The organism is Serratia sp. CY81684 (assembly GCF_052166595.1).
GTDB classification, from domain to species: Bacteria; Pseudomonadota; Gammaproteobacteria; order Enterobacterales; family Enterobacteriaceae; genus Serratia; species Serratia nematodiphila.
The window spans coordinates 1,245,575-1,270,555 of sequence record NZ_JBJNOO010000001.1 but is presented as its reverse complement, the minus strand read 5'-3'; the positions used below and the strand labels follow the sequence as shown (position 1 = coordinate 1,270,555).

Sequence of the window (24,981 nt, the reverse complement as noted above, 5' to 3'; positions counted from 1 at the left end):
GCTGGCGTTTGCCATGCTGAGCATGGCGGCCGGCGGCTGGCTGCCGTTTGCGCTCGGCGACGATCTGCCGCCGCCGCCCAGTGCCGTCAGCATGCCGGACACCACGCTGTATCTGGAGCCGGTCGTCAACGGGCGCCAAACCGGCAACGTCGTGCCGGTCAACTACCGCGGCGGCCATTACTACATGACACCCCAACAACTGCTCGACGCCGGGCTGCCGGTAGCGGATAAACAGGCGAAAGAAATCGCCGTCGATCGGCTGGAGAAGGTGGATGTCAGCTACAGCGGCGAGAGCCAGCAGTTGCTGATCAACGTGCCCAACGACTGGTTGCCACAGCAAACCATCGGCGCCCGTTCACCGTTGCAGCGCTTGCCGGCGCAAAGCAGCCTCGGTTTGCTGTTCAACTACGACATCTACGCCAGCCAAAGCAACGGCAATGGCCGGCCGGGCTACCTGTCGGCGTGGAGCGAACAGCGCCTGTTCGACGGGTTCGGCGTCGTCGCCAACACCGGCATCTACCGCAGCGGGTTTAACGGCGGGCCAAACGACGATGGCGGCCGCTATATTCGGTACGACAGCTACTGGCGTTTCAACGATGATCAACGGATGCTGAGTGTGATCGCCGGTGACCTTACCACCGGCTCGCTCCCCTGGAGCAGCGCCGTGCGCATCGGCGGCTTGCAATTGGCGCGCAATTTCGCGGTGCGCCCGGATCTTATCACCTACCCGTTGCCGCAGTTTTCCGGCCAGGCGGCATTGCCCAGCAGCGTCGATTTATACATCAACAGCTATAAAAACAGCACCACCAACATTAATCCCGGGCCGTTTACCCTCAACAGCGTGCCCTACATTAACGGCGCGGGTCAGGCCACCGTCGTCACCACCGACGCCCTCGGCCGCCAGGTCAGCACCACGGTACCGTTCTACGTGGCCAGCAACCTGCTGCAGACCGGCATGAGCGATTTCAGCATTTCCACCGGCTTGCTGCGACGCAACTACGGGTTGAATTCTGCCGATTACGGGCAATGGGTAGGCAGCGCCAGTTTACGTTACGGCGTCACTGATTGGTTAACCCTGGAAGGGCGCGCCGAAGGCGCAGCCGAGTTGGCGGTCGGCGGCGGCGGCGCCGACATTCGCGTCGGACAATGGGGGGTTCTCAACGCGTCCTACAGCGTCAGCCAGGCCGGCGACGACGCGTTTAACGGCGGCCAGCCGATACCATCCCCCGCCTATTATGACCCGCTGACCGGCAGGCCGTTGCAGCAGCCAGATCCTCAGCCCGTCTATCGCTACACCGGCAACCACGGCGATCAAAGCAGCTTTGGCTACACCTACAGCAACCCACGTTTCAGCCTCAACGCGCAACGCATCCTGCGCAGCGCCGATTTTGGCGACATTTCCGTGTATAAAAGCGACTACCGTCTGAGCCGTCGCACCGATCAGTTGACCGGCAGCGTCAGCCTGGGCCGGCTAGGCAGCCTCGGCGCCGGTTATTTTGACGTTCGCGACGCCATCGCTCAACGGACCCGCCTGGTGAACCTGTCCTACAGTGTGTCGCTTTGGCGCAACAGCAGCCTGTACGCCTCCCTCAACCGGGAAATCGGCAGCAGCGGTTACAGCGCCCAACTGCAGCTCTCCATTCCGTTTGACAGCTGGGGCACGGCCAGCCTCAGCGCTGCGCGCGACAACAACAACCGCTGGAGCGAACGCGTCAGCTACAGCCGCGCCGCGCCGACCGATGGCGGTTTCGGCTGGAATCTGGCCTACGCCAATAACCCGAGCGGCGGCGATTACCGCCAGGCGGATCTGACCTGGCGAACCCGCAGACTCGAAGCCCGAGCGGGCGTATACGGCACCCGCGATGAAACCAACCACTGGGGCGAAATCAGCGGTTCGCTGGTGGCGATGAACGGCGGCGTATACGCCACCAACACCATCAACGATGCCTTTGCGCTGGTGTCCACGCAAGGATACGCCGACATTCCGGTGAGCTATGAGAACCAGCCGATCGGCAAGACCGATGCCCAGGGCTATTTACTGGTGCCGACCGTCACCTCTTACTACCATGCGAAATTCCAGATTGATCCGCTTAGCCTGCCCGCCGACGTCGCGCTGCCGACGGTGGAAAAAACCGTCGCCATTCGCGATCACAGCGGTTTTCTGGTTGAGTTCCCCATCCAACCCATCTCCGCCGCCGACGTCGAACTGGTTGACGAGCAAGGCAAACCGCTGGCCAACGGCAGCCAGGTGGCGGTGGTTGGCGGCAATCAGCAAAGCTATGTCGGTTGGGACGGCATGACCTATATCGACCCGGTGCAACAACACAATCGCCTGAGCGTGATCCCGGCCGACGGCGGCCCGCCGTGTCAGGCGGAATTCAGTCTGGCGAAGCCTCAGGGCATCCAGCGCGTCGGCCCGGTTGTCTGCCGCTAATTCAACGACGGAGAGTCACTATGTTTCGGGGATTGAAAGCCTTATTGCTAACCCTCTCGCTGCTGCTCTGTCAGCGCGCATTCGCCGACTGCGCCACCACCAACGGCACCGTCACCTTACCGGGGAGCAGCTCTTTCGTGGTCTACAACGGGCAGATCAACGCCCAGGGCACTGCCGGCCTCAACTGCACCGGGCTCGGGCTCAGTTTGCTGTCGCAAAACACCGTCACGGTCAAAATCGCCTCCACCACCAACAATATGGCGGTTGCCAACACCGACGGTTCCGGCGATAAAATCGCTTACCTGATCTACCCCGACGCCAACTACCAATATCCTTACAGCATCGGCCAAACCATCGACTACAGCTCGCTCAACCTGCTGTCGCTGATCCTGATTTCCTCCAACGTCAACTTTCCGCTGTATATCAAAACCACCGCCGGCGCCAACGTGCGCGCAGGAACCTATACCGACAGCATCAACCTGATCTGGAATTACCATATTTGCGGTCTGGGCGTGCTCGGCCTGTGCGTTTGGTGGGACGGCGTCGACAAACCCAGCACGGTCAGCGTCAGCGTCACCATCACCAAAGATTGCCTGATCGGCACCGCGCCCAACGTCAACTTCGGCAGCATGGCGTTGGTCGGGCAGTTCAATCCCGTCAATCAAAGCATCACCTTGACCTGCACCAAAACCGAGGGATACAACACCTATTTCACCAACGGCAATAACCCGGTCACCGGTTGGCGGCGCATGAAAAGCGGCACCAGCAACTTCATGCAGTACCAGATTTACTTGCCTAACACGACGACCGTTTGGGATAGCACCAACAAACAGAGCGGCGCCGGCACCGGGCTGGCGCAAAGCATCCCGTATAAGGCGGCGGTCAATGCGGCGCAGACGGAAGTGGCGGTTGGCAGCTATCAAGACAACCTCAGTTTTGTGGTGGAGTACTAGGCGTTGTGTTTTGCCGGCGTGGAAATTGTTTCCAAAATGTAATTTTTATGTGGCATTTTTTGCTCATTTGGCTATGCTCTTACCGATGACCAAACTGGTCTAACCTCCTACCACACCATTGAGCAAGGAGTTCCCATGAGCAAAACCGTCGTAAAAATTGGCAGCTTCGAGGTCGATGACGCGCATCTTCACGCCGGCGCCGACCGTGCCGGCACCCTGAGCATTCCCTGCAAGTCCGATCCGGATCTGTGCATGCAGCTGGACGGCTGGGATGAACACACCAGCATCCCGGCGATCCTCGACGGCAAACAGTCGCTGCTGTACAAGCAACACTACGATCGGCAGGCGGACGCCTGGGTGATGCGGCTGGCATGATAGTGCATCAGAACGGCTGACGACGCGCTGTTTTCATCGGAAACAGCGCGTTTTTTTATGCGATGGCGATGCCGCGGCCGGCAAAGAAAGGGGCGAAGCGGCTGAGCGGCAGGCATACCCGCTCGCGCGTCGCCGGGCTGTCGCCCGAAGGGTTGTGGAAGGTCACGCTTTGCGCATCGGCGGCGGTGATCAGCACCAGATGCCCGCCCCTGTGCGGCGGCGTGCTCTCCGGCCGGCGAATGGCGGGATGCACCGAAGCGATAAAGTAGCGGCATTCGCTAAGCAGCGCCGGCACGTCGGCAGCTTCCAGCCCCACCTTCACCTCCGCTTGCAGCGCGAACTGCTCGCGCACGTACTCGACGAACGGCGCGTAAATCAGGCCCTTTATCCGTTCACCCTCGCGCACATAGGCGCCGTAGGGCAGGCTGCGGCGCGCCAGTTCCAGCAGCGGCGGCGTTTCGCCGTCGCGATGGCCCAGCACCATTTTCAGGCAGGCCATGCCGCACACGTGGTTGGCCCACTCGATGTACTCTGCCCGATCGCGGGCGCCGCTGTGCGCCCAATTTTCGTCTTGCGCCAGCGTCGCGCGGCCGGCTATCAGATCGGCGGCCAACTCCGGGCTCGCCCACTGGCACTCGTAGGGAACGGCGCGCATAAGATTAGAATTTGTCGACGACTTTGAAATTCATCAACACCAGCGTCATGTCCGGCGAGAACAGATCGTACTCTTCGAAGAAGCGCTGCAGCTCTTTGCGCCAATGCGCCAGCGAGCGATCGCCCTCGCCTTCGGCAAAGGCGTGCGCTTCATCGACCTGATCGTAAGTTTTCATTTCCACCGCGGTCAGCTCGACCGCGCAGACCGGCTCCCCCTTGCCGTCCACCACCAGGAACCGATCGCCGGCCTGCGGGATCCCCTCGCCGTCCAGGTTGGAACAGGTGGCCGTTTTGGTGCCATTGAGGATCAATTGCACCACTTCATCGGCCTGCTGCTCGGTATCGCCGAATGCCCAACGCTCAAGGTGTTCGTATTTCTGTGGAATTGCCGTCGCCATGATTATACCTTTTGGAAAAATGCCTCAATGCAGACAGGATAGTACAACGTATTGCCGGCCGTCTGCATCCGTCGCAGGCGCGACTGCGCGTTCCGCCACCGCCACCTTTACGCGTTTTTACCGTTCTTCGCTGTGCCTGTCGCGCTGCGGGGCGCATACTGTGAACATTATTCACCCAATGGCGTCCGCCAGGCGGTAACATGCGGCAAAATGACATCGATGCTGACGATACGTTCAGCGACTTACTCAACGGCGTCGCGTTAGTGACGCTTTTCCTCATCCTCCTCGCCGGCGGGTGGTATTTCAGCTAAAAGGGAGGGAAGCGTGGCAACAAAACGCATGGGCAACAAGCTCGGCAAAATGGTGGTGGTGCTGCTGCTGATCTGCCTGGCGCTGCTGCTGTTGCGTTGGGCGGCGATCGCCTTCGGTTGATCTCGCGAAATGACGCCGGCAACGCCGGCGCCCTGTTCACCGCCGCCGTGGCGCGGTCGGCTCCAGCAACTCCCGCAAATAGGCCAAACGCGCCTCCCCCTGAAGCAACCAGCGGCGACACAGCCAATGCTGCGTTTCACCCGTGCTGCTCAGGCGGTAGTACTCCGCCAAGGTTTCGACCCAGTTCATGATGTTTTCTCCTGCTTTTCGACACCGCAAGTATTGAGCGTAAAAACCAGAAGAAATACTGATGGCTTGTTTTTTATGCTTCCTGTTTTAGGCGGCGGGTAGCGAAGCCGCAGATCAGCTGCTACATTGGGCAAAAATCAACCAGCCGAGGTAGACCATGACGTTCTCGGAACAGGAGATTAAACCCGTATGGGATGAGGTCGCACGCCTGATCGGCGACGGCGTGATGCAGCTGCGTCATCGCGGCGAAGCGCTGTCGGTGGAAACGCTGGAAAAACATCTGGCGCGGCAGCTGGCGGACAGTAACGATATCGAACGGCGCATCCTGCTCGGCGCCGCCATCAACATGTTGAAAGGCGGAAAATGAATCGCCAACCGAAGAAGGTTGGCGATCCGACAGAAGCCCGAGGTATGCAAGCCCGGCCTTCTGCGCGCTACTATGTCACGCTAATATGACGTAATTAATAGGAATTGTCGGGTTTTTGCCCAAAGTGCCCTATTTTTGTTGCCTGCATCAGGCCAGCACGAAATCACCCGCATCCAGCGGCTGTCCCACCACTTTCACCAGGAAATCGCTGCCGTCAAAGGCGCCGCCCAGGTTGATCGCCACGTCACTGACGTGATTTTGCGCATCGTAGCTCAGCGTCGCCTCGCCCGCCTTGCCGCTGAACTGATCGACGAAGCGGATGCCGTCGGCGTTGCCGGTGTTGAACAGCGTCAGATCGATCTTGTCCTCGCCGCGCACGAAGTCGCGGATCCAATCCGGCGCCGCCGCCGTTGACTCTTCCGCCGCGAAATAGACGAAGGTGTCCTTGCCGGCGCCTCCCCACAGCTGATCCGCCCCCTTACCGCCGTACAGCACGTCATCGCCCGCGCCGCCCTTGAGCACGTTATCGGCGGCGTTGCCCACCAGTACATCGTTACCCGACCCGCCGATGGCGTTTTCAATCGTTACGCCTGCAGCGATAGACACGTTGCCTTTCAGGCCGCCGACGTCCGAGAACGCCTTTTCATTCAGGTTGATGCGCTGATTCTGGCCAAAGCCGGAGAAATCGAAGGTGTCGTTGCCGCCGGCGTCCCAGGCGGTGAAGATTATTTTGTCCTGCGCGCCGGTGGCGGTGAGGAAGTCGCGATCGGTGTTGGAATTGAAACCGTAAACCGTATCGCCGGTGCGGGTGGTCATGTTGGCGCCGTAGAAATGCTGGATCGCCGTGATGTCGTTGAGCAACGGCCCGGAAGAGTACGCGCCTTTAAAGTCCTGCCCGGTGTTGCTTTCGCTGAAATAGCTCATCAGGCTGTGCGCGCGGCTGTCCTCAAAGTAGGTCGCGTCTTTAGCGTAGGTGATGCTGACGCCCGGTGCGGCGTTATAGTCGCCCGGGTGCTGCAACCCCAACGCATGGCCGATTTCATGGGTGAAGGTCTGGCGACCGTACTCGTTTTCATGGATCTGGTTGTTGACGAAGGTGTGGTTCTTGGCGTTATACCAGGTCTGCCCGGCGACCGAAGGCGAGGTGTCCGGGTTATACGCGAAGGCATAGGAGCCGCGCGAGCTGTAGTCGAACAGGCCGAATTTGATGTTGGCGGCTGCGGTGTTGCTGGTTTCGGTGAAGGTGATGTTAGCCACGTCTGACCATGACTGCAGCGACAGTTTAGCCTGCTCGCGCTGTTCGGCGTTAAAGCTGCTGAAGCCGCTGATGCCCATGCTCGACATGTTGCCCGGCGCCTTTTCCCAGAAGCTGTAGGTCAAAGAGACCGGCGTGTCGGTCACGCCCTTGTCGTGCCAACTGCGATCGCCGCGCACCAGCTCCAGGCCGGCGTTTTCGAACGTTTTCGACGGATGAAGCACGGTAATGGTGTCGTCTTCATCGGGTTTATAAGCGCCCAGCAGGGCTAATACGCCTTCGGCCTTAACGGAAGCATTGCTTGATGACATAACCTTATCTCCATATTCGTCAATTCAATCGGGGGGATGCCCCAACTGGCGGATTGCCTGAACGGCAGCGGCCCGGTGTTGAATCAATACGGGGATATCGGTAATGCGATGGCGCCTTCCCTCGGCACTCTGAATGAGAACGATAATCCCTTAAGAGAAAAGAATAGACACATTTTCATCGATTACAGAATTTTCTTAGATAAAGTACGGCTATGCATTTGCGCCACACGAATGATTTTCAAGGCAATAATCAGCACTATCACGATAAGCGAAAAAAACGCATAAAAAAACCGGGGCAATCCAACCCCGGTTATCCATAAGATACTCTGGACTCAGACTAACCAACCAAGCAGCAGCGTCGCGCCGATGACCGTGGAAGCGCCGCCGATGCGCGTGGCGATTTGGGCGAACGGCATCAGCCCCATGCGGTTCGACGCCGACAGGATCGCCACGTCACCGGTGCCGCCCAGGCCACTGTGACAACAGGTGACAATCGCCGCTTCCACCGGAAACATCTTCAGGTAAGGCGCAATCAGAAAACTGACCAGCCCCATCGACAGCACTACCGAGCCGCAGACCACCACATAACCGACCGAGAACACCGCCACCACGCTTTCCAGCGGCACGTACAGCATGCCCAGACCGATCATCAGCGGCCACACCAGCGCGGTGGAGACGAACTTGTAGAAACTGTGCGCGCCGGTTTCCATCGAAGCCGGGATCACCCGGCAGTACTTGCACAGCACCGCGAACAGGATCATCAGCACCGGGCCGGGAATATGCACGATGTGTTCGAACAGGCCGCCGACGATAAAGAAGGCGCAGATCACCAGCAGCCCGCCGCCCATCAGTTGGAAATCGACGTTGCCGCCTTGCTCCTTGATGGCGAACATCGCGTTCTCCTGCGCCGAACGGATCAGCATGCCGTCGCCGCTCAGCGCCTTGCGCTGCATACCGATGCGCGCCAGCACCCCGGCGGTCACGATGGCGAAGATGTTGCCCAGCACCGCCGCCGGCGCCAGCTGCGCGACATAGATGTCCGGCGTCGAGCCCAGGATCGCCGAATAGGCCAGCGACAGCGGTAAAATCCCCTCGCCGATGCCGCCGCCGATGATCGGCACGATGATGAAGAAGAAGGTGTGATAGAAGGTAAAGCCGAACAGCTTGCCCACCAGCAGCCCGGTGATCACCGCCGTGATCGTGCCCACCACCAGCGGCACGAACATGCGAATCATCCCCTGGATCAGGATCACCCGGTTCATGCCGAGAATGCTGCCGACCACCAGACTGGCGATGACGAAATAGAGCAGGTTGGCGTCTTTCATCAGCAGATGGACGGTGCCCATGACGTTAGGCTGGAAGACATTGAAATAGACCAGCACCGACGGCACCATCAAACACAGAATGGCCGGCCCGCCGATATCGCGCAGCACGGGAATACTTTTTCCCAACTGCGCCAGCGCAAAGCCCAGCGTCATTATCACCGCCAGGCCGCCGATCATATTCTTCGGCAGGAAGTTGGCGTAGGCGGAAATCGCTACGATCGCGCAAATCGTGATAAACAAGGCGATCGGTACCGCGCCGATATCCATTTGACGAAGTTGATTAATTAACCCTGAGGATTCGGACGATGCCGTATTTTTATCACAGGCCAGTTCTGCATTTATCTGTTTCATTATTCACCCTGCTGACAAGCGTACAGTACGGTTAGATTCACCTGGCGCAAAAACTCTGCCATAGCCAAGTAAAAACAAATGATTACGAAAAATCCTATTGTGGATTTCGCTTTTTCTAATAAGAAATAAAACAGTAGACAGCCCTGACAATATGATAAAAAATAAAAATGCAAAACTAAATTACGCCGGCGAAATTCAATATTGTGACCCTCCGCCAAGGTTGGTTTTAATTAATTATCGTCAGCATTTTGTAATTAAAGTAAGCAGGCTTAAATTCGCTGCTATGCTATAGGAGGGCGAAAAAGCCCCCTGTTTTATTAATAAAGAACCGGAAACGCATTAGCTGAATCCGGTCAGCTTGATCCGAATCTCAATCCTGCGCGCGGCACCGCACGGGAAAGAGGCATAATATGACTCATAAGGAAGTAGAATATGTCTTCACGCGCTGTTACCCCACAAACCCTCGCTCGCTACGGCATCCATCAGGCCGCCGACATCGTCTATAACCCCAGTTATGAATTGCTGTTCGCCGAAGAGACCCGCGCCGACCTGCCGCCGCTGGAGCGCGGCACCCTCACCCAGCTGGGCGCGGTCAACGTCGCGACCGGTGAATTTACCGGCCGTTCGCCGAAGGACAAATACATCGTGCGCGACGACACCACGCGCGATACCGTCTGGTGGTCGGACAACGGCACCGGCAAGAACGACAACCAGCCGCTCTCGCCGGAAGTCTGGCAGCATCTGAAGACGCTGGTGGGCAATCAGCTCTCCGGCAAGCGTCTGTTCGTGGTGGACGCGTTCTGCGGCGCCAACGCCGACACGCGTCTGAAAGTGCGCTTCATCACCGAGGTGGCCTGGCAGGCGCACTTCGTGAAAAACATGTTTATCCGCCCGAGCGACGAAGAGCTGGCTGACTTCGAGCCGGACTTCGTGGTGATGAACGGCGCCAAATGCACCAACCCGGACTGGCAGCAGCAAGGGCTGCACTCGGAGAACTTCGTCGCCTTCAATCTGAGCGAGCGCATGCAGCTGATCGGCGGCACCTGGTACGGCGGCGAAATGAAGAAAGGCCTGTTCTCGATCATGAACTATCTGCTGCCGCTGCAGGGCATCGCGTCGATGCACTGCTCGGCCAACGTCGGCGAGCAAGGCGACGTGGCGGTATTCTTCGGCCTGTCCGGCACCGGCAAAACCACCCTCTCCACCGATCCTAAGCGTCAGCTGATCGGCGATGACGAGCACGGCTGGGACGACGACGGCGTGTTCAACTTCGAAGGCGGCTGCTACGCCAAAACCATCAAGCTGTCGCCGCAGGCGGAGCCGGAAATCTATCAGGCGATCCGCCGCGATGCGCTGCTCGAAAACGTCACCGTGCTGGCCGACGGCAGCATCGACTTCGACGACGCCAGCAAAACCGAGAACACCCGCGTCTCTTACCCGATTTATCACATCGAGAACATCGTCAAGCCGGTGTCCAAAGCCGGCCACGCGCGCAAAATCATCTTCCTGACCGCCGACGCCTTCGGCGTGCTGCCGCCGGTATCGCGCCTGACGCCGGAGCAGACCCAATACCACTTCCTCTCCGGCTTCACCGCCAAGCTGGCCGGCACCGAACGCGGCATCACCGCGCCGACGCCGACCTTCTCCGCCTGCTTCGGCGCCGCGTTCCTGACGCTGCACCCGACGCAGTACGCCGAAGTGCTGGTGAAGCGCATGGAGGCCGCCGGCGCCCAGGCTTACCTGGTGAACACCGGCTGGAACGGCAGCGGCAAACGCATCTCGATCAAAGATACGCGCGGCATCATCGACGCCATCTTGAATGGCGACATTGAGCAGGCCGAGACCTTCACGCTGCCGATCTTCGGGCTGAACGTGCCGACCGCACTGCCGGGCGTCGATCCGTCGATCCTCGATCCGCGCAAAACCTACGCCGACGAATCGCTGTGGCAGGAGAAGGCGCAGGATCTGGCGCAGCGCTTTATCGACAACTTCGCCAAATATACCGTCACCCCGGCGGGCGAAAAGTTGGTGAAGGCCGGGCCGAAGCTGTAAAGCAACCAGGGCGCCGCAGCGCCCTTCATACCTGTCTGCAAGGGCCGAACCCTCGGCCCTTTTCTCACGTCGCCGACGGCACGAAAACGCCGCGAAAACGCATGTTGCCAGAGGCAAGCCGCTCATAAGCCTCCGTGGCTTGATCGAGCGTGAAAGTCTCGACCATCGGCTTCACTTTGCCTTTCGCCGCCAGGTTCAGCACCTCACTCAGGTAGTGCTGCCCGCCGTGGGTCGATCCGATCACCCGCTGACGCATCATATGGAACGGCACCCCTTCCGAAGAGATCGCGAACGGTTTGCTGAAGTCCAGCCCGCACAGCACCACGCGGCCATCGACCCGCAAGCCGCTCATCGCCTCCTGCGCGGAGTCGAAGTCATTGGTGGTCACCAGCAGAATGTCCGCGCCGCCGTTCTCCCGCAGCGCCTGGCCGGAGGCGACGATGCGATCGGCGCCCAGTTGCTTCGCCAGCGCGTGCTTGTCCGACGAATGGGTGATGGCAACGGTATCGAAACCGCAGGCTTTCGACAGTTGCAACGCGACGTGCCCCAGCCCGCCAATGCCTAACACCGCCACCGTCTCATGCGGCAGCGGCGCCGCGTCGCGCAAGCCGCTCCAGGTGGTATACCCCGCACACATCATCGGCGCGGCGTCGATGTAAGACAGCCCGTCCGGCAGCAACACCGTGCCTTCAGCGGCGATGGCGATATACTCGGCGTGGCCGCCCTGGGCGGCAAAACCGGTGGTGCGCGGCGCCGGGCAGCTCATCGCCGTTTGCCCGGTTAGCGGCCGATTCTCGCGGCAGTACGGGCAGCGTCCGCAGGCCGATTGCACCCAGGTGGTGCCGACGCGATCGCCAATCTGCCGCGTATGCACGCCGGCCCCCACCTCAACCACTTCCCCCACCACTTCATGGCCGGGCGTTTGCGGATAAATATCGCCGCCATATCCTTGCGTCGCCCATACGTCGGTATAACACATGCCCGAGGCGTGCACTTTGACCAGGACCTGCCCCGGTTCCGCCCGGGGCATCGGTACCTGTCTGATTTCCCAGGGCCGATTGGCGCCGGTCATAACCACCGCTTTCATCTTCTTTTCCATCATCAACTCCTCGCAGCAGGGTGGCGCCCGGCGGTTGCCCGGCGTCTCCTCATGAGCGTAAGGCAGGCTCCACGCCGCAACAATGCAGGCGAACCTCACTGTGGAGATGAAGGCGGCTCACTAATTGGCGTAGCCAAAAGCAGAACGCGAACGCATCAGGACTGCGCCGCGCGCAGATACTCGATCAACGCCTTCAGCGCGCCCGACACGTGGCGATGGCCGGAGTAGTAGAGGCACAGCCCCGGATAAGCCGGACACCACGCGTCCAGCGCGCGCTCCAGACGCCCGTCGTGCAGCGCTTCCAGCGCCAAATGTTCAGGAACGAAAGCGATGCCGATACCGTCGATGGCGGCGTCCACCATCAGAGGCTGATCGGTCAGCGTCAGCGAGCCGGTAACGCCGATCGACTCGCTCACGCCATCACGTTCGAATTCCCAGCGGTAAATCGTGCCGCTGTCGAAGCGAAAGCGGATGCAGTTATGACGCAGCAAATCCTGCGGCGTCGCCGGGCGCCCATGGACGGCGAAATAGCCGGGCGCGGCGATGGCGGCGAAACGCACGGGCGGGCTGACGCGCATCGCGATCATGTCCTGCGGTACGGCTTCCGCCAGCCGAATGCCGGCATCAAACCCCTCGGCGACGATATCGCTCAGCTTGCCGTCGCAGACGATGTCCAGATGGATATGGGGGTACTCGCGCAGGAAATCGGCCAGCAACGGACGCAATACCAGCCTGACTGCCCCTTCGCTGGCGTTGATGCGTACGGTGCCGCTCGGCGTGGCGCGCCATTCATCCACTTCATGCAGCGCCTGCGAAATAGACGACAGCGCCGGGCGCAGCTGCGCCGCCAAACGCTCACCCGCTTCGGTCGGCGCCACGCTGCGCGTGGTGCGGTTGAACAGCCTCACCCCAAGCCGCTGTTCCAGGTTTTTTATCGAGTGGCTGACCGCCGACGGCGTCACCTCCAGCTCCACCGCCGCCGCGTGAAAGCTGCGATGGGTGGCGACGGCCAGAAAAACGGTCAAGGCGAACAGATCGCCCTGTTTGAACGGGTAAGCAGCATTCATGGGGGCATCGCCAAATAGTGACATAAATTGAACAATTAACATGCCACAGATGAATGCGGCTCACAATGCGGCGCAATCCGCGTTTTCGCCGCGCAGCAGCCCCGGCATCACCAGCGCCACCGCCGCCGCGATGCGTTCGTCGATCGCGCTGCCCGGCGGCAGCAACCCCAACGTCATCTGGCGCAGCGGTTCGGCGATGGTCATCGCCAGCAGCAGGTCGCTGGTTTGCGCCCAGTCGCGCGCAAGCAACCAGCCGTATTGCTGCTGGCGCCGCAGCCAATCCGCCACCGTCGCTCGCCCGCGCTGAATGCCGTTGCGCTGGTAGCTGTCCAGCAGCGCCTCACGCCCCGGGAAATCGCTCTGCAGCAGCCGAAACATGCCCACTGCTTCGGCGCTCAGCACCTGCTGCGCCACCGCCTTCAGTCCCGTTTCCAACAGCGGCGCAACCGCCTCCCGCCGCCCGGCATCCTGTGCGAAGGCCGGCTGAAACGCCTCGGTCCAGCCGCTCACTGCCTGCGCCACCAGCTCATCACGATTGGCGGCAAAGCGATACAGGGTTTTTTTAGCTACCCCGGCGCGTTTCGCCACCGCATCCACCGTTGCTGCGGCGTATCCGCCGTCGAGCAGCAGCGCCAGCGTCGCCTGCGTCAGCGCGGCGCGCAGCGCCGTTTCCGGCGTGGCCGGCCGGCCGCGAGCGCGCAGCGGTTCTTCATTCGGGTTCGCCATAATTGTTCCTCACAAGCGTTGACAGACTCAGCATAACGGCATAGCTTCATTTTGGAAACACATATCGTTTCCAAAATAAAACAGGAACCCATTATGACACATCCTTCCCTGATGGCGCCCTGGGGCGTCAACGATATCAACGAGTTGCTCAGGCCCGAGCCGCTGCGGCTGGAAATGGGGCTGAGCCGCAGCGCCGACGGCCTGCTCACCGTAGCGGTTCGAACCGATCTGCACGGTTGTAAAGGGCGCATGCTGGACTGGTGGTTCACCTTCTTCGAGAACACCCAGCACATCAACTGGTGGCACCCGCACGATCACGTCGAACATCGCGGCTGGGATCGCCACTGGAAAAAAGGGGAAAGCTACGTCGGCGCCAGCATCGAAGCAGTCGAATGGCTGGCGGAGCTGCCGCCGGTTGCGGCGCGCCTCAAGTTTCACGCCGCCGAGGACTTCTTCGCGCCGCAGCCGCTGCGCCAGGCGCGCGACGCGCAGGCAATCTCCGCCGCCGTTTGCGCGCGCATCGGCTTCGGCGATCAGGTGGCGTTGGATGACAACGGCGATCCCTGTGACGGCGAGATGCTGCATCTGGTACGTGATACGCCCTATGGGTGCGTGCTGCGCAGCCGCTTCCTGCTGGGTAAAGCCTGCGCCAACGCCCACGACGAACTGGCGGACGACATCGGATTTAACCTGATGCGCCACTGCTACAACGAGTTCAGCTATTTGGCGCAGTTTCTGCCGTCGCTGTACTACGCCGAAAATGGCCGTGAGCCGGCGCCGTTGCTCTGGTAATCGCCCTGTGGAGGCCTGTTATTTTTTCGCGATATGGCTATAGTGATTTTCATCGTTTCCCCCGCGCTGATGACGGAGAAATCATGCAAAATCCACGCTATAGCGGCGGCTGCCTGTGCGGGCATATTCGCTTTCAGGCACACGGCCTGCCAGGCAACCCGCACAGCTGTTCCTGCGATTTTTGCCGCCGCCACTCCGGCGCGCCAACGCTGTGTTGGGTCGAATTCCCGCGTCAGGCCGTCGAGTGGAACGGCCCTGGCGGCATGCCCGCGCTGTACCGCTCCTCCCTCTACTCCAGCCGCGCCTTTTGCCCGCGCTGCGGCAGCACGCTGGGAGCGGTAGACGACGAACCGACGGTGGCGCTGGCCACCGGCAGCTTCGACCACGCCGATCTGCCGGAGCTGAGCCCGGTATCGCACGCTTTCGCCGATGTGTGCCCCGGATGGTGGCGCATCGACGGCATGCGCTGAGCGCCTCACAGTTCCCGCTGAAATCAATTGATTGTTTTGTCGTATAAATTTAGAACAGATGAACAATAATTCAAAAGTATGGGAACGGGGATGAATCAACAGACTCTCGACGCGCGCCGCTCGCGTCAGGCGTTGCTGGCCGGATCGGTCGGCAACTTTATCGAATGGTATGAGTTCGGCGTATACGGGTTCCTGGCCACCGTTATCGCCGCCAATTTTTTCACCCTGCAGGGTGAAAATGAAATCACCAGCCTGATCCTCACCTACGCCGCCTTTGCGCTGGCGTTTTTCTGCCGACCGATCGGCGCGGTGATCTTCGGCCGCATCGGCGATCGCATCGGCCGCCGGCCGACGCTGATTGCGGTTCTGCTGCTGATGACGCTGGCCACCGCGCTGATCGGCGTCATGCCGACCTACGCTTCGATCGGCGTCGCCGCCCCGCTGCTGCTGACGCTGCTGCGCATGTTTCAGGGGTTGTTCGCCGGCGGCGAATTCGGCGGCGCGGTATCGCTGATGACCGAGTTTGCTCCCAAGGGCAAGCGCGGGCTGTTCGGCGCCTGGCAATCGCTGACCGTCGCGCTCGGCCTGCTGGCCGGGGCCGGACTGGTGGCGCTGCTGGCCGCGCTGCTCAGCGCACAGCAGTTGCATGACTGGGGCTGGCGTATTCCCTTCCTGCTGGCGCTGCCGATGGGCGCCGTGGCGCTGTGGCTGCGGCTCAAGCTCGAGGAAACGCCCACGTTCACCCAGGCGCAGCAACGTGCGGAACACGCCGCCCCACCGCCGGAAGCGAAGCTGGGCGGCGTGGTGAAAACCATTCTGATCGGCATCGGCCGCATGATGGGTTGGTCGGCCGCCGGCTATACCTTCCTGGTGGTGATGCCTTCCTATTTGCAAACCTCGCTGCACGCCACCTTCCAACAGGCGCTGGTGGCGACGGTGCTGGCCAACGTCGGTTTCGCCCTGACCATTCTGCCGGCGGGCATCATCAGCGACAGGCTGGGACGAAAAACGGTGATGCTGACGGCGGTGGCGGCGGTGATCCTGTTCACCTTTCCGCTGCTGCACCTGCTGCAGGATGCGCAAAGTTCACTGTGGGTCAAAGGGCTGGCGGTGCTGATCGCCGGCGCCGTGGTCGGCCTGCTGGCCGGTCCCGGCCCGGCGATGCTGGCGGAGATGTTCCCGACCCGGGTGCGTTATACCGGTTTGGGGCTGGCTTACTCACTTTCCAATGCGGTGTTTTCCGGCTCTGCCGGATTGATTATCACCGGCCTCATCAAACAGACCGGCAATATCGATATTCCCGCCTACTACGTGGTCGCCACGTCGGTGGTCAGCCTGTTTGCGCTGATGACACTGCGCCGTGACGATCACCTGCGTTCGCTGAACGAACGTTAATCTCGCTACAGGGGGCGACGCCGCCCCCTCAGCGCGCCGCGGCGCGGCGTTCGGCGCTGAAGCCGCGCTTTGCACTGCCCCAGGCAATGCTCCACCCCACCAGCAACAGGACAAAAGCCATCCACGGGATGGCGTTAGCGCCGACGTTTGCCAGCAGAATTCCGCCCAACGCGCCGCTGACGGCAAAAGCCAGATTAAAGAAAGTGACCAGCAGCGACTGGGCGAGATCGGCATGCTCGCCCGCTGCATCCGCCAGTGATGTCTGCAACAGCGTTGGCGCACCGCCGAAACTCAATCCCCATGCCGCCATGCCAACGTAAACCGCCCCGGCGGGCAAACCGTTCACGCCAAACGTCAGCGCCACCAACGCGAAGGCCGCCAGGCTGAACAGCACCAGCGCACGCAGCCAGCGATCCACCCATAAGCCGGTCAGCGCAATGCCCGCAACGGCGGCGATGCCGAACGCCAACAGCGCCAAATCCACCCTGGCCGCCAGGCCGCGCGCGGCAAGATAGGGCGCAAGATAGGTATACAGCGTGTAATGAGCCAGGATCCAACACGCCAATACGGCAAGGATAGGCCGCACGCCGGGAAGACAGAAAACCTCGCGCAAACGCGCATTGCCTGGCGTTCGGCGACCGTAAAATTCGGGCAGCGTCAGCCGGATCCACACTAGCAGCAACGCGCTCAAGCTCGCCAGCACGGCAAAAATCCAGCGCCAATCCAACAGTTCGCCAAGCCAGGCGCTCATCGGTACGCCCAACGCCAACGCCAGCGGGATCCCCAGCATGGCGATCGCCATCGCCCGCCCTTGCAATGAGACGATGGCCAGGCGGCGCGCGTAACCCGCGAGCAGACTCCACGTCACCCCGGTAGCGATGCCGACCAAAAAGCGCGCCCCCAGCGTCACGCCAAAACAGGGTGACAACGCCGTCACCGCGTTGCAGATCAAAAAGATGCCGATCGCCAACAGCAGCAGTCGGCGACGCGGCCACCCGCCCAGCGCCAACGTCAGCGGGATCGCCGCCGCCCCGGCGCCCAGCGCGCACAACGTCACCATTTGCCCCGCCCACGCCTCGCTGATGCTCATGCCTCGGGCTATCTGCGGCAGCATGCCGGCCGGCACAGTCTCATTAGCGGTCGCGATGAAGCTGCTCATCGTCAGCGCCAGCAATGCTTTCAGCGGCGGCAGCGCGCCATGCGCATTATCGCTATCGGTGGAAACAGAGTGAACATTCATTACCAACAACTCCCATGGTCAATTGCAGAGTCACCAGCGTCTCACCTTGCATACGGATTGATAATTGGCCTACCATTTGAATTATTTTCAAATCCAGATTGATAAAAATGGCAACGGACAGACTGGGTGACATGCGTTTATTTGCCGAAGCGGCGGCATCGGGCAGCCTTTCTGCCGCCGGCCGTAAACTCGGCCTTTCCCCCGCCGCCGCCAGCGCGCGGTTGTTCAAGCTGGAAGCGGCGCTGCACAGTAAACTCTTCGATCGCACTACTCGCCGCCTGCGTCTCACTGAAGAAGGGCGCATTTATCTGCAACACTGCACCCTCGCGTTGCAGGCGATTGCCGACGGCGAGGCGGCTCTGCAGGCCAGCCAAAGCGGCGTGTGCGGTAAACTTCGCCTCTCGGCCTCCGCCGATTTCGGGCGCAACCTTCTCAATCAGTGGATTGAAGAATTTTGCGCCGAACACCCCCGGCTGCAGATCGCGCTGACACTGTCGGACTCCCTATCCAACCTGCTGCAGGACGATCTGGATATCGCCATTCGTTTCGGCGCGCCGCGCGAAGAAACGCTCATCGCGCGGCGCCTGGCCGCCAGCCGACGCGTGCTGTGCGCCTCTCCGGCGTATCTGGCGCAATATGGCGAGCCGCGCACGCCGGCCGATCTCACCGGCCATCGTTTTATCGTACTGGTGACCGCAGCCGGCCCGCTGAATACGTTCCATTTCTCCCTGGACGGCCAGGCCTGGAGCCACACGGTGCCGCTGGAGAGCGCCTGGGAGACCAATGACGGCGCGCTGGCGCGCCAGTGGGCTTTAGCGGGGCACGGCATCGCGCGTAAAACCATCTGGGATGCGGCGGACGATATCCGCAGCGGGCGTCTGAAAGTCATTCTTCCCGACTTCACCCCGCATGAAGCCGGGATCTACGCCGTGTTTCGCCGCTCGCCCTATCAGCCGCCGCGCGTGCGCCTGCTGTTGGATTTCTTGATCGCCCGTTTTGCGGCCGCCAGCCAATCGCCGCCGTTTCATGTCCCCCCGCAGGATGAGTAACCACGCTCGTTAATCCGCGTCTCTGCGTGAGAAACATCACAAATCAATAATGTTAACGTTAACTTTTGTGATTAACATCGCATGTGTGATATCGGACAGCTTCATCCCTTCGCGAGTTAACGTTAACAATAAAGCTGATTTCACTCACCGGGACCTTATCCATGAACCGCGAAACGAAAAAATATTACGTGCTGCTCAGCGGCCTGCTGTTCTTCTTTTTCTTCACCTGGTCTTCCAGCTTTTCACTGATCTCACTCTGGCTGAATCAGAAGATCGGTCTTAAAGGCGCCGAGACCGGCCTGATCTTCTCCGCTATCTCGCTGGTGGCGCTGTGCGCACAGCCGCTGTACGGGTTTATTCAGGACAAACTTGGGCTGCGCAAGCACCTGCTGCAGTTTCTCGGCGTGATGCTGCTGCTGACCGGCCCGTTCTTTATCTACGTTTACGCCCCGCTGCTGGCGAGCAGCCTGCCGCTGGGTGCGTTGGTCGGCGGGCTGTTCATCGGTGCCACTTTCTTCGCCGGCATCGGCGCGCTGGAATCTTATACCGAGCGCGTCAGCCGCATCAGCGGTTTCGAGTTCGGCCGCGCCCGCATGTGGGGCTCGCTCGGCTGGGCCAGCGCCACCTTTCTGGCCGGTTTTATCTTCAATATCGATCCGAACATCAATTTCTGGCTGGCCTCCGCCGCCGCCGTGGTGTTTCTGTTGCTGCTCAGCCAGGTGCGCGAGCTGAAGCCGAACGCCATGGCCGGCCTGGCGTTTGGCAAACCGGAGAACCTGCGGCTGCAGGACGCGCTGGCGCTGCTGCGCATGCCGGGCTTCTGGGCGTTGGTGGTGTTTGTGCTCGGCATCAGCGTATACAACGTTTTCGATCAGCAATTTTCGGTCTACTTCGCCTCACAGTTCGCGTCACGCGAACAGGGCAACGAGATGTACGGTTTTCTCAACTCGCTGCAGGTCTTCCTCGAAGCCGGCGGTATGTTTCTGGCTCCGCTGTTGGTGAACCGCATCGGCGCCAAGCAGGGGCTGTTGCTGGCGGGCAGCGTGATGGCGCTGCGCATGTTCGGCTCCGGCTTGGTCAGCGGCGCCTTGATGATCTCCGCCATGAAACTGCTGCACGCCGTAGAGTTGCCGATCCTGCTGATCGCTATCTTCAAATACATCGCCAGCCGCTTCGACAGCCGCCTCTCCTCCACGCTGTACCTGGTGGGCTTTCAGTTCATCACCCAGGTGATGGCCAGCTTCCTGTCGCCGCTGGCGGGCTACGGTTATGACCGCATCGGCTTTGCCGACACCTATCTGCTGATGGGCTGCGCGGTCGCCGCCACGACGCTTGTTTCCTGTTTCCTGCTGCGCGGCGAACGTTCCGCCACGGCAGCGCCCTTTCCATCCGCCATTAAATCAAGTGAGTCTGTCCAATGAACACTGCCTTAGCTCAAGCCGACCATGCGGTCGAGGCCCTGCGCGCAGAGCGCCGAGACGATTACTACCCGCAGTTCCATCTCGCGCCGCCCGCCGGCTGGATCAACGATCCCAACGGCCTGATCTGTATTGACGGCGTCTATCATGCCTTCTTCCAGCATCACCCCTATAGCGAACACTGGGGGCCCATGCACTGGGGGCACGCGACCAGCCGCGATCTGATCCGCTGGCAGCACCAGCCCATCGCCCTGGCACCCGATGCGCCCTATGACCAAGACGGTTGCTTTTCCGGCTGCGCCGTGGATGACAACGGCGTGCTGACGCTGATTTACACCGGCCACGTGTGGCTGGGCAAGCCCGGCGACGACAGCCAGGTGCGGGAAGTGCAATGTCTGGCCACCAGCGAAGACGGCATACGCTTCGTCAAGCACGGGCCGGTGCTGGCCCCGGCGGACGGCATTCAGCATTTCCGCGATCCGAAAGTCTGGCGCGAGAACGGCGAATGGTGGCTGGTGGTCGGCGCTAAAGAAAACGGCCTGGGCCAGGTACGCCTGTACCGTTCTGCAGACCTGCGCGCCTGGCGCTTCGATCGGGTGCTGGTCGGCGCGCAAACGGCGCATCAAGGGTATATGTGGGAATGCCCGGATTTCTTCCCGCTGGGGGAACAGCACCTGTTGCTGTTTTCGCCGCAGGGCCTGGCGGCACAGGGCTACCGCTACCGCAATCGCTTCCAGAGCGGCTATCTGCTCGGCCATTGGCGGCCGGACGGCGACTTCAGGGTGACCCAGCCCTTCTGCGAGCTGGATGCCGGCCACGATTTCTATGCGCCGCAGACCTTCACCGCCGCCGACGGCCGTCGGCTGCTGTTTGCCTGGATGGATATGTGGGAATCACCGATGCCCAGCAAAGCGCACCGTTGGGCCGGCGCCCTCACCCTGCCGCGCGAGCTGACGCTGGCCGCCGACGGCAGCGTCCGCATGAACCCGGCGCGTGAACTGGCGGCGCTGCGCCGAGCGTCGCACTCGTTTTTGGCGCAGACGCTGACCAATCAGCATTTGCCGCTGGCGAACGATGTGCAGGAACTCACTCTGACATTGAGACCGGCCGACAACGACGCCGAGCGTTACGGGCTGGCCATTGGGAGTGCAGCGCGGCTGTTCGTCGATAATCAGGCGCACCGACTGGTACTGGAACGTTTTCATGAAAACCCCGCCCTGAGCACCTGCCGCAGCGTGCCGCTGCCGGAGGGTGACATCCTGTCGCTGCGGATCTTTATCGACCGTTCATCGCTGGAGATTTTCGTTAATCAGGGATTGGCCTGCCTGACCAGCCGCATTTATCCGACGGAGGGAGATCGCCGCCTCAGCCTGTTTGCCGAGGGCGGACGGGCAGAGTTCGAGCCCATCACAGGATGGCAGCTGGCTAGCATCTGGGGATAGTGGGAATGAGCACCGGGCGCGCAGCGACGCACCCGGTGCGGTTACAGCGAACCACGCGCCAACAGCGGGCAAGGCACTTTCACCGTATCACGCTGTTCCCGCTGCTCGATCACATGCAGCGCCGCAAGGCGGCCCAGCTCGTAGTGCGGCAATTGCACCGTCGTCAACGCAGGCAGGAACAGCTCGCCGATGCCAACCATGTTGTCGTAGCCCAGCACCGCCACCTGTTGCGGTATCCGCCATCCTTGCGCCAGCAATACCTGATACACCAGAAAGGCTATCCGATCGTTCCCGCATACCACGACATCGCAATCGCGCCGGCCGGCAGAGAAATGCCGCGCCAGCAGCGCGACGCAGTCGCGATAGCCTTGATCGCCGCCGCTCAGATCGAGATGATACTGCCGCAGCTGTTCAACATCGCGCCCAGCTTCGCGCCAGGCGCGCTCCAGACCGCGGCGGCGCAGCCCCGCCGCCAGCGTATCCGCCGGTAAATGTATGCACAGCGGCGTACGATAGCCTTTGGCGATCAGCGTGCGCATCGCGTCATACTGGCCTTGCTCGTCATCAGGAATGTAGCTGGCGATCGCATGCGCCGGGCTGACGCAGTTGGCCAGCACCAGCCTTTTGTCCAACAGTTTGGCCGGCACATCCACCTGACGCAGCCCCATGGTGGTGAAGATCACGCCGTCCGGGCGATGCGCCAGCAGCAGATCGACGGTCTGTTCGGCGTTGTCGTCGGCAAACAGATTGACGACGAAGCTGTTCCAGCCGTGCTCGCGCGCGGTTTTTTCAATCGACAGGATCATGTCCACCGAGAACGGCGTCGTGGCGGTGTCCAGCGCCAGCACGCCGAGCGTCTGTACGCGATTTCCGTCACCACGAATACGCCGCGCCGACAGATCCGGCACATAGTCCAACTGGTCGATAGCCTGTTTGACGCGCCGATAGGTTTCCGGCCGCAGCTTGCCGGGCTCATTGATGGCGCGGGACACCGTCATCAACGAGACTCCGGCAAGTTTTGCGACGTCTTTCAGCGAAGCCATGCGCCCTTCTTTATGATTAATGAGGAAAAGTGAATAATCCCATAACCAGGCGCAGGACTCTACTCCGCGTTAGCAGGCTGTGATGTCCGCCCACAGAATTGCGCCGTCGGCCGTCAGCGGCTTCACCTCGCCGCTCACCGCCTGCGCCGCCCACCAGACGCCCTCGCGCGCCCGCAGCTCGCCGCCCCCCGGCAGCGACCAGACCCCGCTCAGCACATACAGCACGCCCGCCCGGTTGGGTAGCAGGGTGACGGGCGCCGTGCTGCGCCGCACCTCGGCCGCCTGCCGGCCGCGGCGCGTCATGATGTTGAAATCCTGACTGGCGCCGCCCAGCAGCGTCGCTTCCAGCGCCACGTCGCCGGAAAACGCGAACGGCTCCCCGACGCGCGCCAACTGATGGTCGATATGCCCAGCGCTGAACAGCCGCACGCCGTCGCCTTCCAGCAGGGTGATCGAACGATCGATGCCCGCAAAGGCGGAAAACGGCCCGTCCTGCGCGATGGTGGCGATGCTGGCGCGCCAGTCAAAATCCTGCGCGCCCGGCGGCCAGCTGACGATTTCGCGGGTTTCCCCACCGCCGTTGCGCCACGGGCTGACCGGCAGCGCGGCGAAGTTAAAACGGGTCAGGCCCATTACGCCTCCTGCTGAAAGGTTTTCAGCACCTGCAGGAACTCGGCGCTGCTCTGCTGCTGCAGCACGTGCCGTCCCTGCTCGATCACCTGCCGGCCGCCGACGAATACGTCGCGAATTTGCTCTTTGCCGCCGGCGAACAGCCAGCGGTTAAGGATCGAGGCGTCCGGCGCCGCCGCCAGATACGGATCGTCGCCGTCCAGCACCAGCCAGTCGGCGCGATAGCCGCTCTGCAGCCGACCGATCGGCGCGCCGCATGCCTGCGCGCCGCCCTGCAGCGCCTGCGAGTACAGCACATCGCCCACCGCCGACTGTTCCGGCGTCGTCAGGCGATTGCGACGCTGATCGCGCAGCCGCTGGCCGTATTCAAACCAGCGCAGCTCTTCCACCACGTCGAGCGAAACGTGGCTGTCGGAACCGATGCCCCAGCGCCCCTGCTGCTGCAGGTACGCGTCGCCGGGGAAAATACCGTCGCCGAGGTTGGCTTCGGTGGTCAGACACAGGCCGGCCACCGCGCGGCTGCGCGCCAGCGCTTCCAGTTCGTCGCGATCCAGATGGGTGGCGTGCACCAGACACCAGCGCTGATCCACCGGCAGATGGTCATACAGCCAGGCCACCGGGCGCTGCCCGCTCCACGCCAGGCAATCGTTCACCTCTTTTTGCTGCTCGGCGATATGAATATGCACCGGCAAGGTGCGATCCGACGCGGCCAAAATCTGCTGCATCTGCCCCAGCTCCACCGCACGCAGCGAGTGGAAGCACAACCCCTGATTCTGCAACGGGCGATCCGCCAGCTGGCGGGCAATCACCTGCTGCTGGTGCAGATAGCTTTCAGTGTCCTGGATAAAACGTTTCTGCCCCGGCTGGGCCGGCTGCGCGCCGAAACCGGCGTAGCTGTACAGCACCGGCAGCATCGTCATGCCGATGCCGGCCTGATGCGCCGCCTCGCTGAGGCGGCCGGTCATCTCACCGCGATCGGCGTAAGGCCTGCCGTCGGCGTCGTGATGCAGGTAGTGGAATTCGGCCACCTGGGTGTATCCGCCCTTGAGCATTTCGATATACAGTTGACGGGCGACCACCTCCACCTGCTCCGGCGTCAGACGCTGCACCAGGCGGTACATCAGATCGCGCCAGGTCCAGAAACTGTCCTGCGGGTTGCCCGCCACTTCCGCCAGCCCCGCCATCGCGCGCTGGAAAGCGTGGGAGTGCAGGTTCGGCATGCCCGGCACCGCGTCGCCGTGCAGCCGGGTGCAGCCTTGCGGTTCAGCGTCGGCGGTAACTTGAGTCAGATAACCTTGCGCATCGACGTCCAGCCGGACGTTATGCGCCCAGCCCTCAGGGAGCAAAGCGCGTGGGGCAAAATAAGCAGGCATGGCAGTATTCCACGGTTGATGTAACGGTGAATGAGGCGCGGCGATGGCGCGCATTCAGGAATTTTTTGGCGGCCGCAGGCAAGTTTCTGGCGCGACGGCCACTAGTTGTATATACATATACATACGCCGACATCAACAGTA

24 protein-coding genes are annotated in these 24,981 nt (G+C 61.5%); 12 read left to right on the top strand and 12 right to left on the bottom strand.

Going from position 1 to position 24,981, the window contains the following annotated elements:
• Positions 1–13 precede the first annotated feature (13 nt).
• The 3 genes from ACJ8QF_RS06325 (at position 14) to ACJ8QF_RS06315 (ending at position 3,762) form a co-directional block, all read left to right on the top strand.
• Entirely contained in the window at positions 14–2,434 is a 2,421-nt protein-coding gene (locus tag ACJ8QF_RS06325; protein WP_004931512.1) for a fimbria/pilus outer membrane usher protein, read from the top strand.
• Between the two features lie 20 nt (positions 2,435–2,454).
• The gene (locus ACJ8QF_RS06320; RefSeq protein ID WP_004931514.1) at positions 2,455–3,387 is read left to right on the top strand and encodes a Csu type fimbrial protein; all 933 of its coding nucleotides are present in this window, start codon (positions 2,455–2,457) and stop codon (positions 3,385–3,387) included.
• A 135-nt stretch (positions 3,388–3,522) separates the two neighbouring features.
• A complete protein-coding gene (locus ACJ8QF_RS06315; protein WP_004931517.1) occupies positions 3,523–3,762 on the top strand; it encodes a DUF1480 family protein in 240 nt (79 codons plus the stop codon).
• A gap of 55 nt (positions 3,763–3,817) precedes the next feature.
• Here ACJ8QF_RS06315 and ACJ8QF_RS06310 read toward each other — a convergent pair whose 3' ends face one another.
• Together ACJ8QF_RS06310 and ACJ8QF_RS06305 are read right to left on the bottom strand one after the other, a co-directional pair.
• Complete coding sequence (locus tag ACJ8QF_RS06310; RefSeq protein WP_033645636.1) at positions 3,818–4,417, bottom strand: C39 family peptidase; 600 nt, start codon at positions 4,415–4,417, stop codon at positions 3,818–3,820.
• A gap of 4 nt (positions 4,418–4,421) precedes the next feature.
• Positions 4,422–4,814, bottom strand: coding sequence for an ASCH domain-containing protein (locus ACJ8QF_RS06305; protein ID WP_033638276.1), 393 nt, complete (start codon positions 4,812–4,814; stop codon positions 4,422–4,424).
• A 339-nt stretch (positions 4,815–5,153) separates the two neighbouring features.
• On the opposite strand from ACJ8QF_RS06305, the gene yniD reads away from it, so the two are divergent.
• Positions 5,154–5,246, top strand: a complete 93-nt coding sequence (yniD, locus tag ACJ8QF_RS06300) for a small membrane protein YniD (RefSeq protein ID WP_021505513.1) — start codon at positions 5,154–5,156, stop codon at positions 5,244–5,246.
• 36 nt (positions 5,247–5,282) lie between these two features.
• Here the strand turns inward: yniD and ACJ8QF_RS06295 are convergent, their stop codons facing one another.
• Entirely contained in the window at positions 5,283–5,435 is a 153-nt protein-coding gene (locus tag ACJ8QF_RS06295) for a hypothetical protein (RefSeq protein ID WP_171453862.1), read from the bottom strand.
• Positions 5,436–5,592: 157 nt separating this feature from the next.
• Here ACJ8QF_RS06295 and ACJ8QF_RS06290 point away from each other — a divergent pair, with 157 nt between their 5' ends.
• The gene (locus tag ACJ8QF_RS06290) at positions 5,593–5,802 is read left to right on the top strand and encodes a hypothetical protein (protein ID WP_004931526.1); all 210 of its coding nucleotides are present in this window, start codon (positions 5,593–5,595) and stop codon (positions 5,800–5,802) included.
• A gap of 147 nt (positions 5,803–5,949) precedes the next feature.
• Here ACJ8QF_RS06290 and ACJ8QF_RS06285 read toward each other — a convergent pair whose 3' ends face one another.
• Positions 5,950–7,368, bottom strand: a complete 1,419-nt coding sequence (locus ACJ8QF_RS06285; protein ID WP_442537362.1) for a serralysin family metalloprotease — start codon at positions 7,366–7,368, stop codon at positions 5,950–5,952.
• Between the two features lie 332 nt (positions 7,369–7,700).
• Positions 7,701–9,044 carry a 2-hydroxycarboxylate transporter family protein gene (locus ACJ8QF_RS06280; protein WP_088381508.1) on the bottom strand — a complete coding sequence of 448 codons (1,344 nt, stop codon included), beginning with the start codon at positions 9,042–9,044 and terminating at the stop codon, positions 7,701–7,703.
• A gap of 432 nt (positions 9,045–9,476) precedes the next feature.
• Here ACJ8QF_RS06280 and pckA point away from each other — a divergent pair, with 432 nt between their 5' ends.
• Positions 9,477–11,096 (top strand): phosphoenolpyruvate carboxykinase (ATP), encoded by a 1,620-nt coding sequence (gene pckA, locus ACJ8QF_RS06275; protein WP_015377656.1) that lies wholly within the window; start codon positions 9,477–9,479, stop codon positions 11,094–11,096.
• A 64-nt stretch (positions 11,097–11,160) separates the two neighbouring features.
• On the opposite strand, the gene ACJ8QF_RS06270 is transcribed toward pckA, so the two are convergent.
• From ACJ8QF_RS06270 to ACJ8QF_RS06260, 3 genes are all read right to left on the bottom strand, one after another.
• Positions 11,161–12,195: an alcohol dehydrogenase catalytic domain-containing protein gene (locus ACJ8QF_RS06270; RefSeq protein ID WP_442537361.1), complete on the bottom strand. Its 1,035-nt coding sequence runs from the start codon at positions 12,193–12,195 to the stop codon at positions 11,161–11,163.
• Positions 12,196–12,350: 155 nt separating this feature from the next.
• The gene (locus tag ACJ8QF_RS06265; protein WP_004941330.1) at positions 12,351–13,262 is read right to left on the bottom strand and encodes a LysR family transcriptional regulator; all 912 of its coding nucleotides are present in this window, start codon (positions 13,260–13,262) and stop codon (positions 12,351–12,353) included.
• Positions 13,263–13,322: 60 nt separating this feature from the next.
• A complete protein-coding gene (locus tag ACJ8QF_RS06260) occupies positions 13,323–13,988 on the bottom strand; it encodes a TetR/AcrR family transcriptional regulator (RefSeq protein ID WP_015377653.1) in 666 nt (221 codons plus the stop codon).
• A gap of 93 nt (positions 13,989–14,081) precedes the next feature.
• On the opposite strand from ACJ8QF_RS06260, the gene ACJ8QF_RS06255 reads away from it, so the two are divergent.
• From ACJ8QF_RS06255 to ACJ8QF_RS06245, 3 genes are all read left to right on the top strand, one after another.
• Positions 14,082–14,780, top strand: a complete 699-nt coding sequence (locus tag ACJ8QF_RS06255; RefSeq protein WP_442537360.1) for a DAPG hydrolase family protein — start codon at positions 14,082–14,084, stop codon at positions 14,778–14,780.
• Between the two features lie 83 nt (positions 14,781–14,863).
• Complete coding sequence (locus ACJ8QF_RS06250) at positions 14,864–15,250, top strand: GFA family protein (RefSeq protein WP_082997698.1); 387 nt, start codon at positions 14,864–14,866, stop codon at positions 15,248–15,250.
• A 90-nt stretch (positions 15,251–15,340) separates the two neighbouring features.
• Positions 15,341–16,645, top strand: a complete 1,305-nt coding sequence (locus tag ACJ8QF_RS06245; protein WP_049186031.1) for an MFS transporter — start codon at positions 15,341–15,343, stop codon at positions 16,643–16,645.
• 28 nt (positions 16,646–16,673) lie between these two features.
• Here ACJ8QF_RS06245 and ACJ8QF_RS06240 read toward each other — a convergent pair whose 3' ends face one another.
• On the bottom strand, positions 16,674–17,885 hold the full coding sequence (locus tag ACJ8QF_RS06240) for an MFS transporter (protein WP_325961974.1): 1,212 nt from the start codon (positions 17,883–17,885) through the stop codon (positions 16,674–16,676).
• Positions 17,886–17,992: 107 nt separating this feature from the next.
• Here ACJ8QF_RS06240 and ACJ8QF_RS06235 point away from each other — a divergent pair, with 107 nt between their 5' ends.
• The 3 genes from ACJ8QF_RS06235 to ACJ8QF_RS06225 all read left to right on the top strand — a co-directional run bounded on the left by ACJ8QF_RS06235 (position 17,993) and on the right by ACJ8QF_RS06225 (position 21,794).
• Entirely contained in the window at positions 17,993–18,934 is a 942-nt protein-coding gene (locus ACJ8QF_RS06235; RefSeq protein WP_033645932.1) for a LysR family transcriptional regulator, read from the top strand.
• A 161-nt stretch (positions 18,935–19,095) separates the two neighbouring features.
• A complete protein-coding gene (locus ACJ8QF_RS06230; protein WP_048323090.1) occupies positions 19,096–20,355 on the top strand; it encodes an MFS transporter in 1,260 nt (419 codons plus the stop codon).
• Positions 20,352–21,794, top strand: coding sequence for a glycoside hydrolase family 32 protein (locus ACJ8QF_RS06225; RefSeq protein WP_442537359.1), 1,443 nt, complete (start codon positions 20,352–20,354; stop codon positions 21,792–21,794). The genes ACJ8QF_RS06230 and ACJ8QF_RS06225 overlap by 4 nt, the downstream gene beginning before the upstream one ends.
• Before the next feature lie 41 nt (positions 21,795–21,835).
• On the opposite strand, the gene ACJ8QF_RS06220 is transcribed toward ACJ8QF_RS06225, so the two are convergent.
• The 3 genes from ACJ8QF_RS06220 to ACJ8QF_RS06210 all read right to left on the bottom strand — a co-directional run bounded on the left by ACJ8QF_RS06220 (position 21,836) and on the right by ACJ8QF_RS06210 (position 24,840).
• On the bottom strand, positions 21,836–22,837 hold the full coding sequence (locus tag ACJ8QF_RS06220; protein ID WP_004941312.1) for a LacI family DNA-binding transcriptional regulator: 1,002 nt from the start codon (positions 22,835–22,837) through the stop codon (positions 21,836–21,838).
• A gap of 69 nt (positions 22,838–22,906) precedes the next feature.
• Positions 22,907–23,470, bottom strand: a complete 564-nt coding sequence (locus ACJ8QF_RS06215) for a HutD/Ves family protein (RefSeq protein ID WP_021505521.1) — start codon at positions 23,468–23,470, stop codon at positions 22,907–22,909.
• The gene (locus ACJ8QF_RS06210) at positions 23,470–24,840 is read right to left on the bottom strand and encodes a formimidoylglutamate deiminase (protein ID WP_442537358.1); all 1,371 of its coding nucleotides are present in this window, start codon (positions 24,838–24,840) and stop codon (positions 23,470–23,472) included. Before ACJ8QF_RS06210 ends, ACJ8QF_RS06215 begins: the two co-directional genes overlap by 1 nt.
• Positions 24,841–24,981 lie beyond the last annotated feature (141 nt).

Bases quoted from the DNA above. Each gene is read 5' to 3' on its own strand.
- ACJ8QF_RS06220 (WP_004941312.1), bottom strand. From the start codon at position 22,837: ATGGCTTCGCTGAAAGACGTCGCAAAACTTGCCGGAGTCTCGTTGATG.
- pckA (WP_015377656.1), top strand. From the start codon at position 9,477: ATGTCTTCACGCGCTGTTACCCCACAAACCCTCGCTCGCTACGGCATC.
- ACJ8QF_RS06315 (WP_004931517.1), top strand. From the start codon at position 3,523: ATGAGCAAAACCGTCGTAAAAATTGGCAGCTTCGAGGTCGATGACGCG.
- ACJ8QF_RS06295 (WP_171453862.1), bottom strand. From the start codon at position 5,435: ATGAACTGGGTCGAAACCTTGGCGGAGTACTACCGCCTGAGCAGCACG.
- ACJ8QF_RS06305 (WP_033638276.1), bottom strand. From the start codon at position 4,814: ATGGCGACGGCAATTCCACAGAAATACGAACACCTTGAGCGTTGGGCA.
- ACJ8QF_RS06215 (WP_021505521.1), bottom strand. From the start codon at position 23,470: ATGGGCCTGACCCGTTTTAACTTCGCCGCGCTGCCGGTCAGCCCGTGG.
- ACJ8QF_RS06325 (WP_004931512.1), top strand. From the start codon at position 14: ATGCTGAGCATGGCGGCCGGCGGCTGGCTGCCGTTTGCGCTCGGCGAC.
- ACJ8QF_RS06310 (WP_033645636.1), bottom strand. From the start codon at position 4,417: ATGCGCGCCGTTCCCTACGAGTGCCAGTGGGCGAGCCCGGAGTTGGCC.
- ACJ8QF_RS06280 (WP_088381508.1), bottom strand. From the start codon at position 9,044: ATGAAACAGATAAATGCAGAACTGGCCTGTGATAAAAATACGGCATCG.
- ACJ8QF_RS06270 (WP_442537361.1), bottom strand. From the start codon at position 12,195: ATGGAAAAGAAGATGAAAGCGGTGGTTATGACCGGCGCCAATCGGCCC.
- ACJ8QF_RS06320 (WP_004931514.1), top strand. From the start codon at position 2,455: ATGTTTCGGGGATTGAAAGCCTTATTGCTAACCCTCTCGCTGCTGCTC.
- ACJ8QF_RS06255 (WP_442537360.1), top strand. From the start codon at position 14,082: ATGACACATCCTTCCCTGATGGCGCCCTGGGGCGTCAACGATATCAAC.
- ACJ8QF_RS06235 (WP_033645932.1), top strand. From the start codon at position 17,993: ATGGCAACGGACAGACTGGGTGACATGCGTTTATTTGCCGAAGCGGCG.
- ACJ8QF_RS06260 (WP_015377653.1), bottom strand. From the start codon at position 13,988: ATGGCGAACCCGAATGAAGAACCGCTGCGCGCTCGCGGCCGGCCGGCC.
- ACJ8QF_RS06245 (WP_049186031.1), top strand. From the start codon at position 15,341: ATGAATCAACAGACTCTCGACGCGCGCCGCTCGCGTCAGGCGTTGCTG.
- ACJ8QF_RS06250 (WP_082997698.1), top strand. From the start codon at position 14,864: ATGCAAAATCCACGCTATAGCGGCGGCTGCCTGTGCGGGCATATTCGC.
- ACJ8QF_RS06285 (WP_442537362.1), bottom strand. From the start codon at position 7,368: ATGTCATCAAGCAATGCTTCCGTTAAGGCCGAAGGCGTATTAGCCCTG.
- ACJ8QF_RS06290 (WP_004931526.1), top strand. From the start codon at position 5,593: ATGACGTTCTCGGAACAGGAGATTAAACCCGTATGGGATGAGGTCGCA.
- ACJ8QF_RS06225 (WP_442537359.1), top strand. From the start codon at position 20,352: ATGAACACTGCCTTAGCTCAAGCCGACCATGCGGTCGAGGCCCTGCGC.
- ACJ8QF_RS06265 (WP_004941330.1), bottom strand. From the start codon at position 13,262: ATGAATGCTGCTTACCCGTTCAAACAGGGCGATCTGTTCGCCTTGACC.
- ACJ8QF_RS06210 (WP_442537358.1), bottom strand. From the start codon at position 24,840: ATGCCTGCTTATTTTGCCCCACGCGCTTTGCTCCCTGAGGGCTGGGCG.
- yniD (WP_021505513.1), top strand. From the start codon at position 5,154: ATGGGCAACAAGCTCGGCAAAATGGTGGTGGTGCTGCTGCTGATCTGC.
- ACJ8QF_RS06230 (WP_048323090.1), top strand. From the start codon at position 19,096: ATGAACCGCGAAACGAAAAAATATTACGTGCTGCTCAGCGGCCTGCTG.
- ACJ8QF_RS06240 (WP_325961974.1), bottom strand. From the start codon at position 17,885: ATGAATGTTCACTCTGTTTCCACCGATAGCGATAATGCGCATGGCGCG.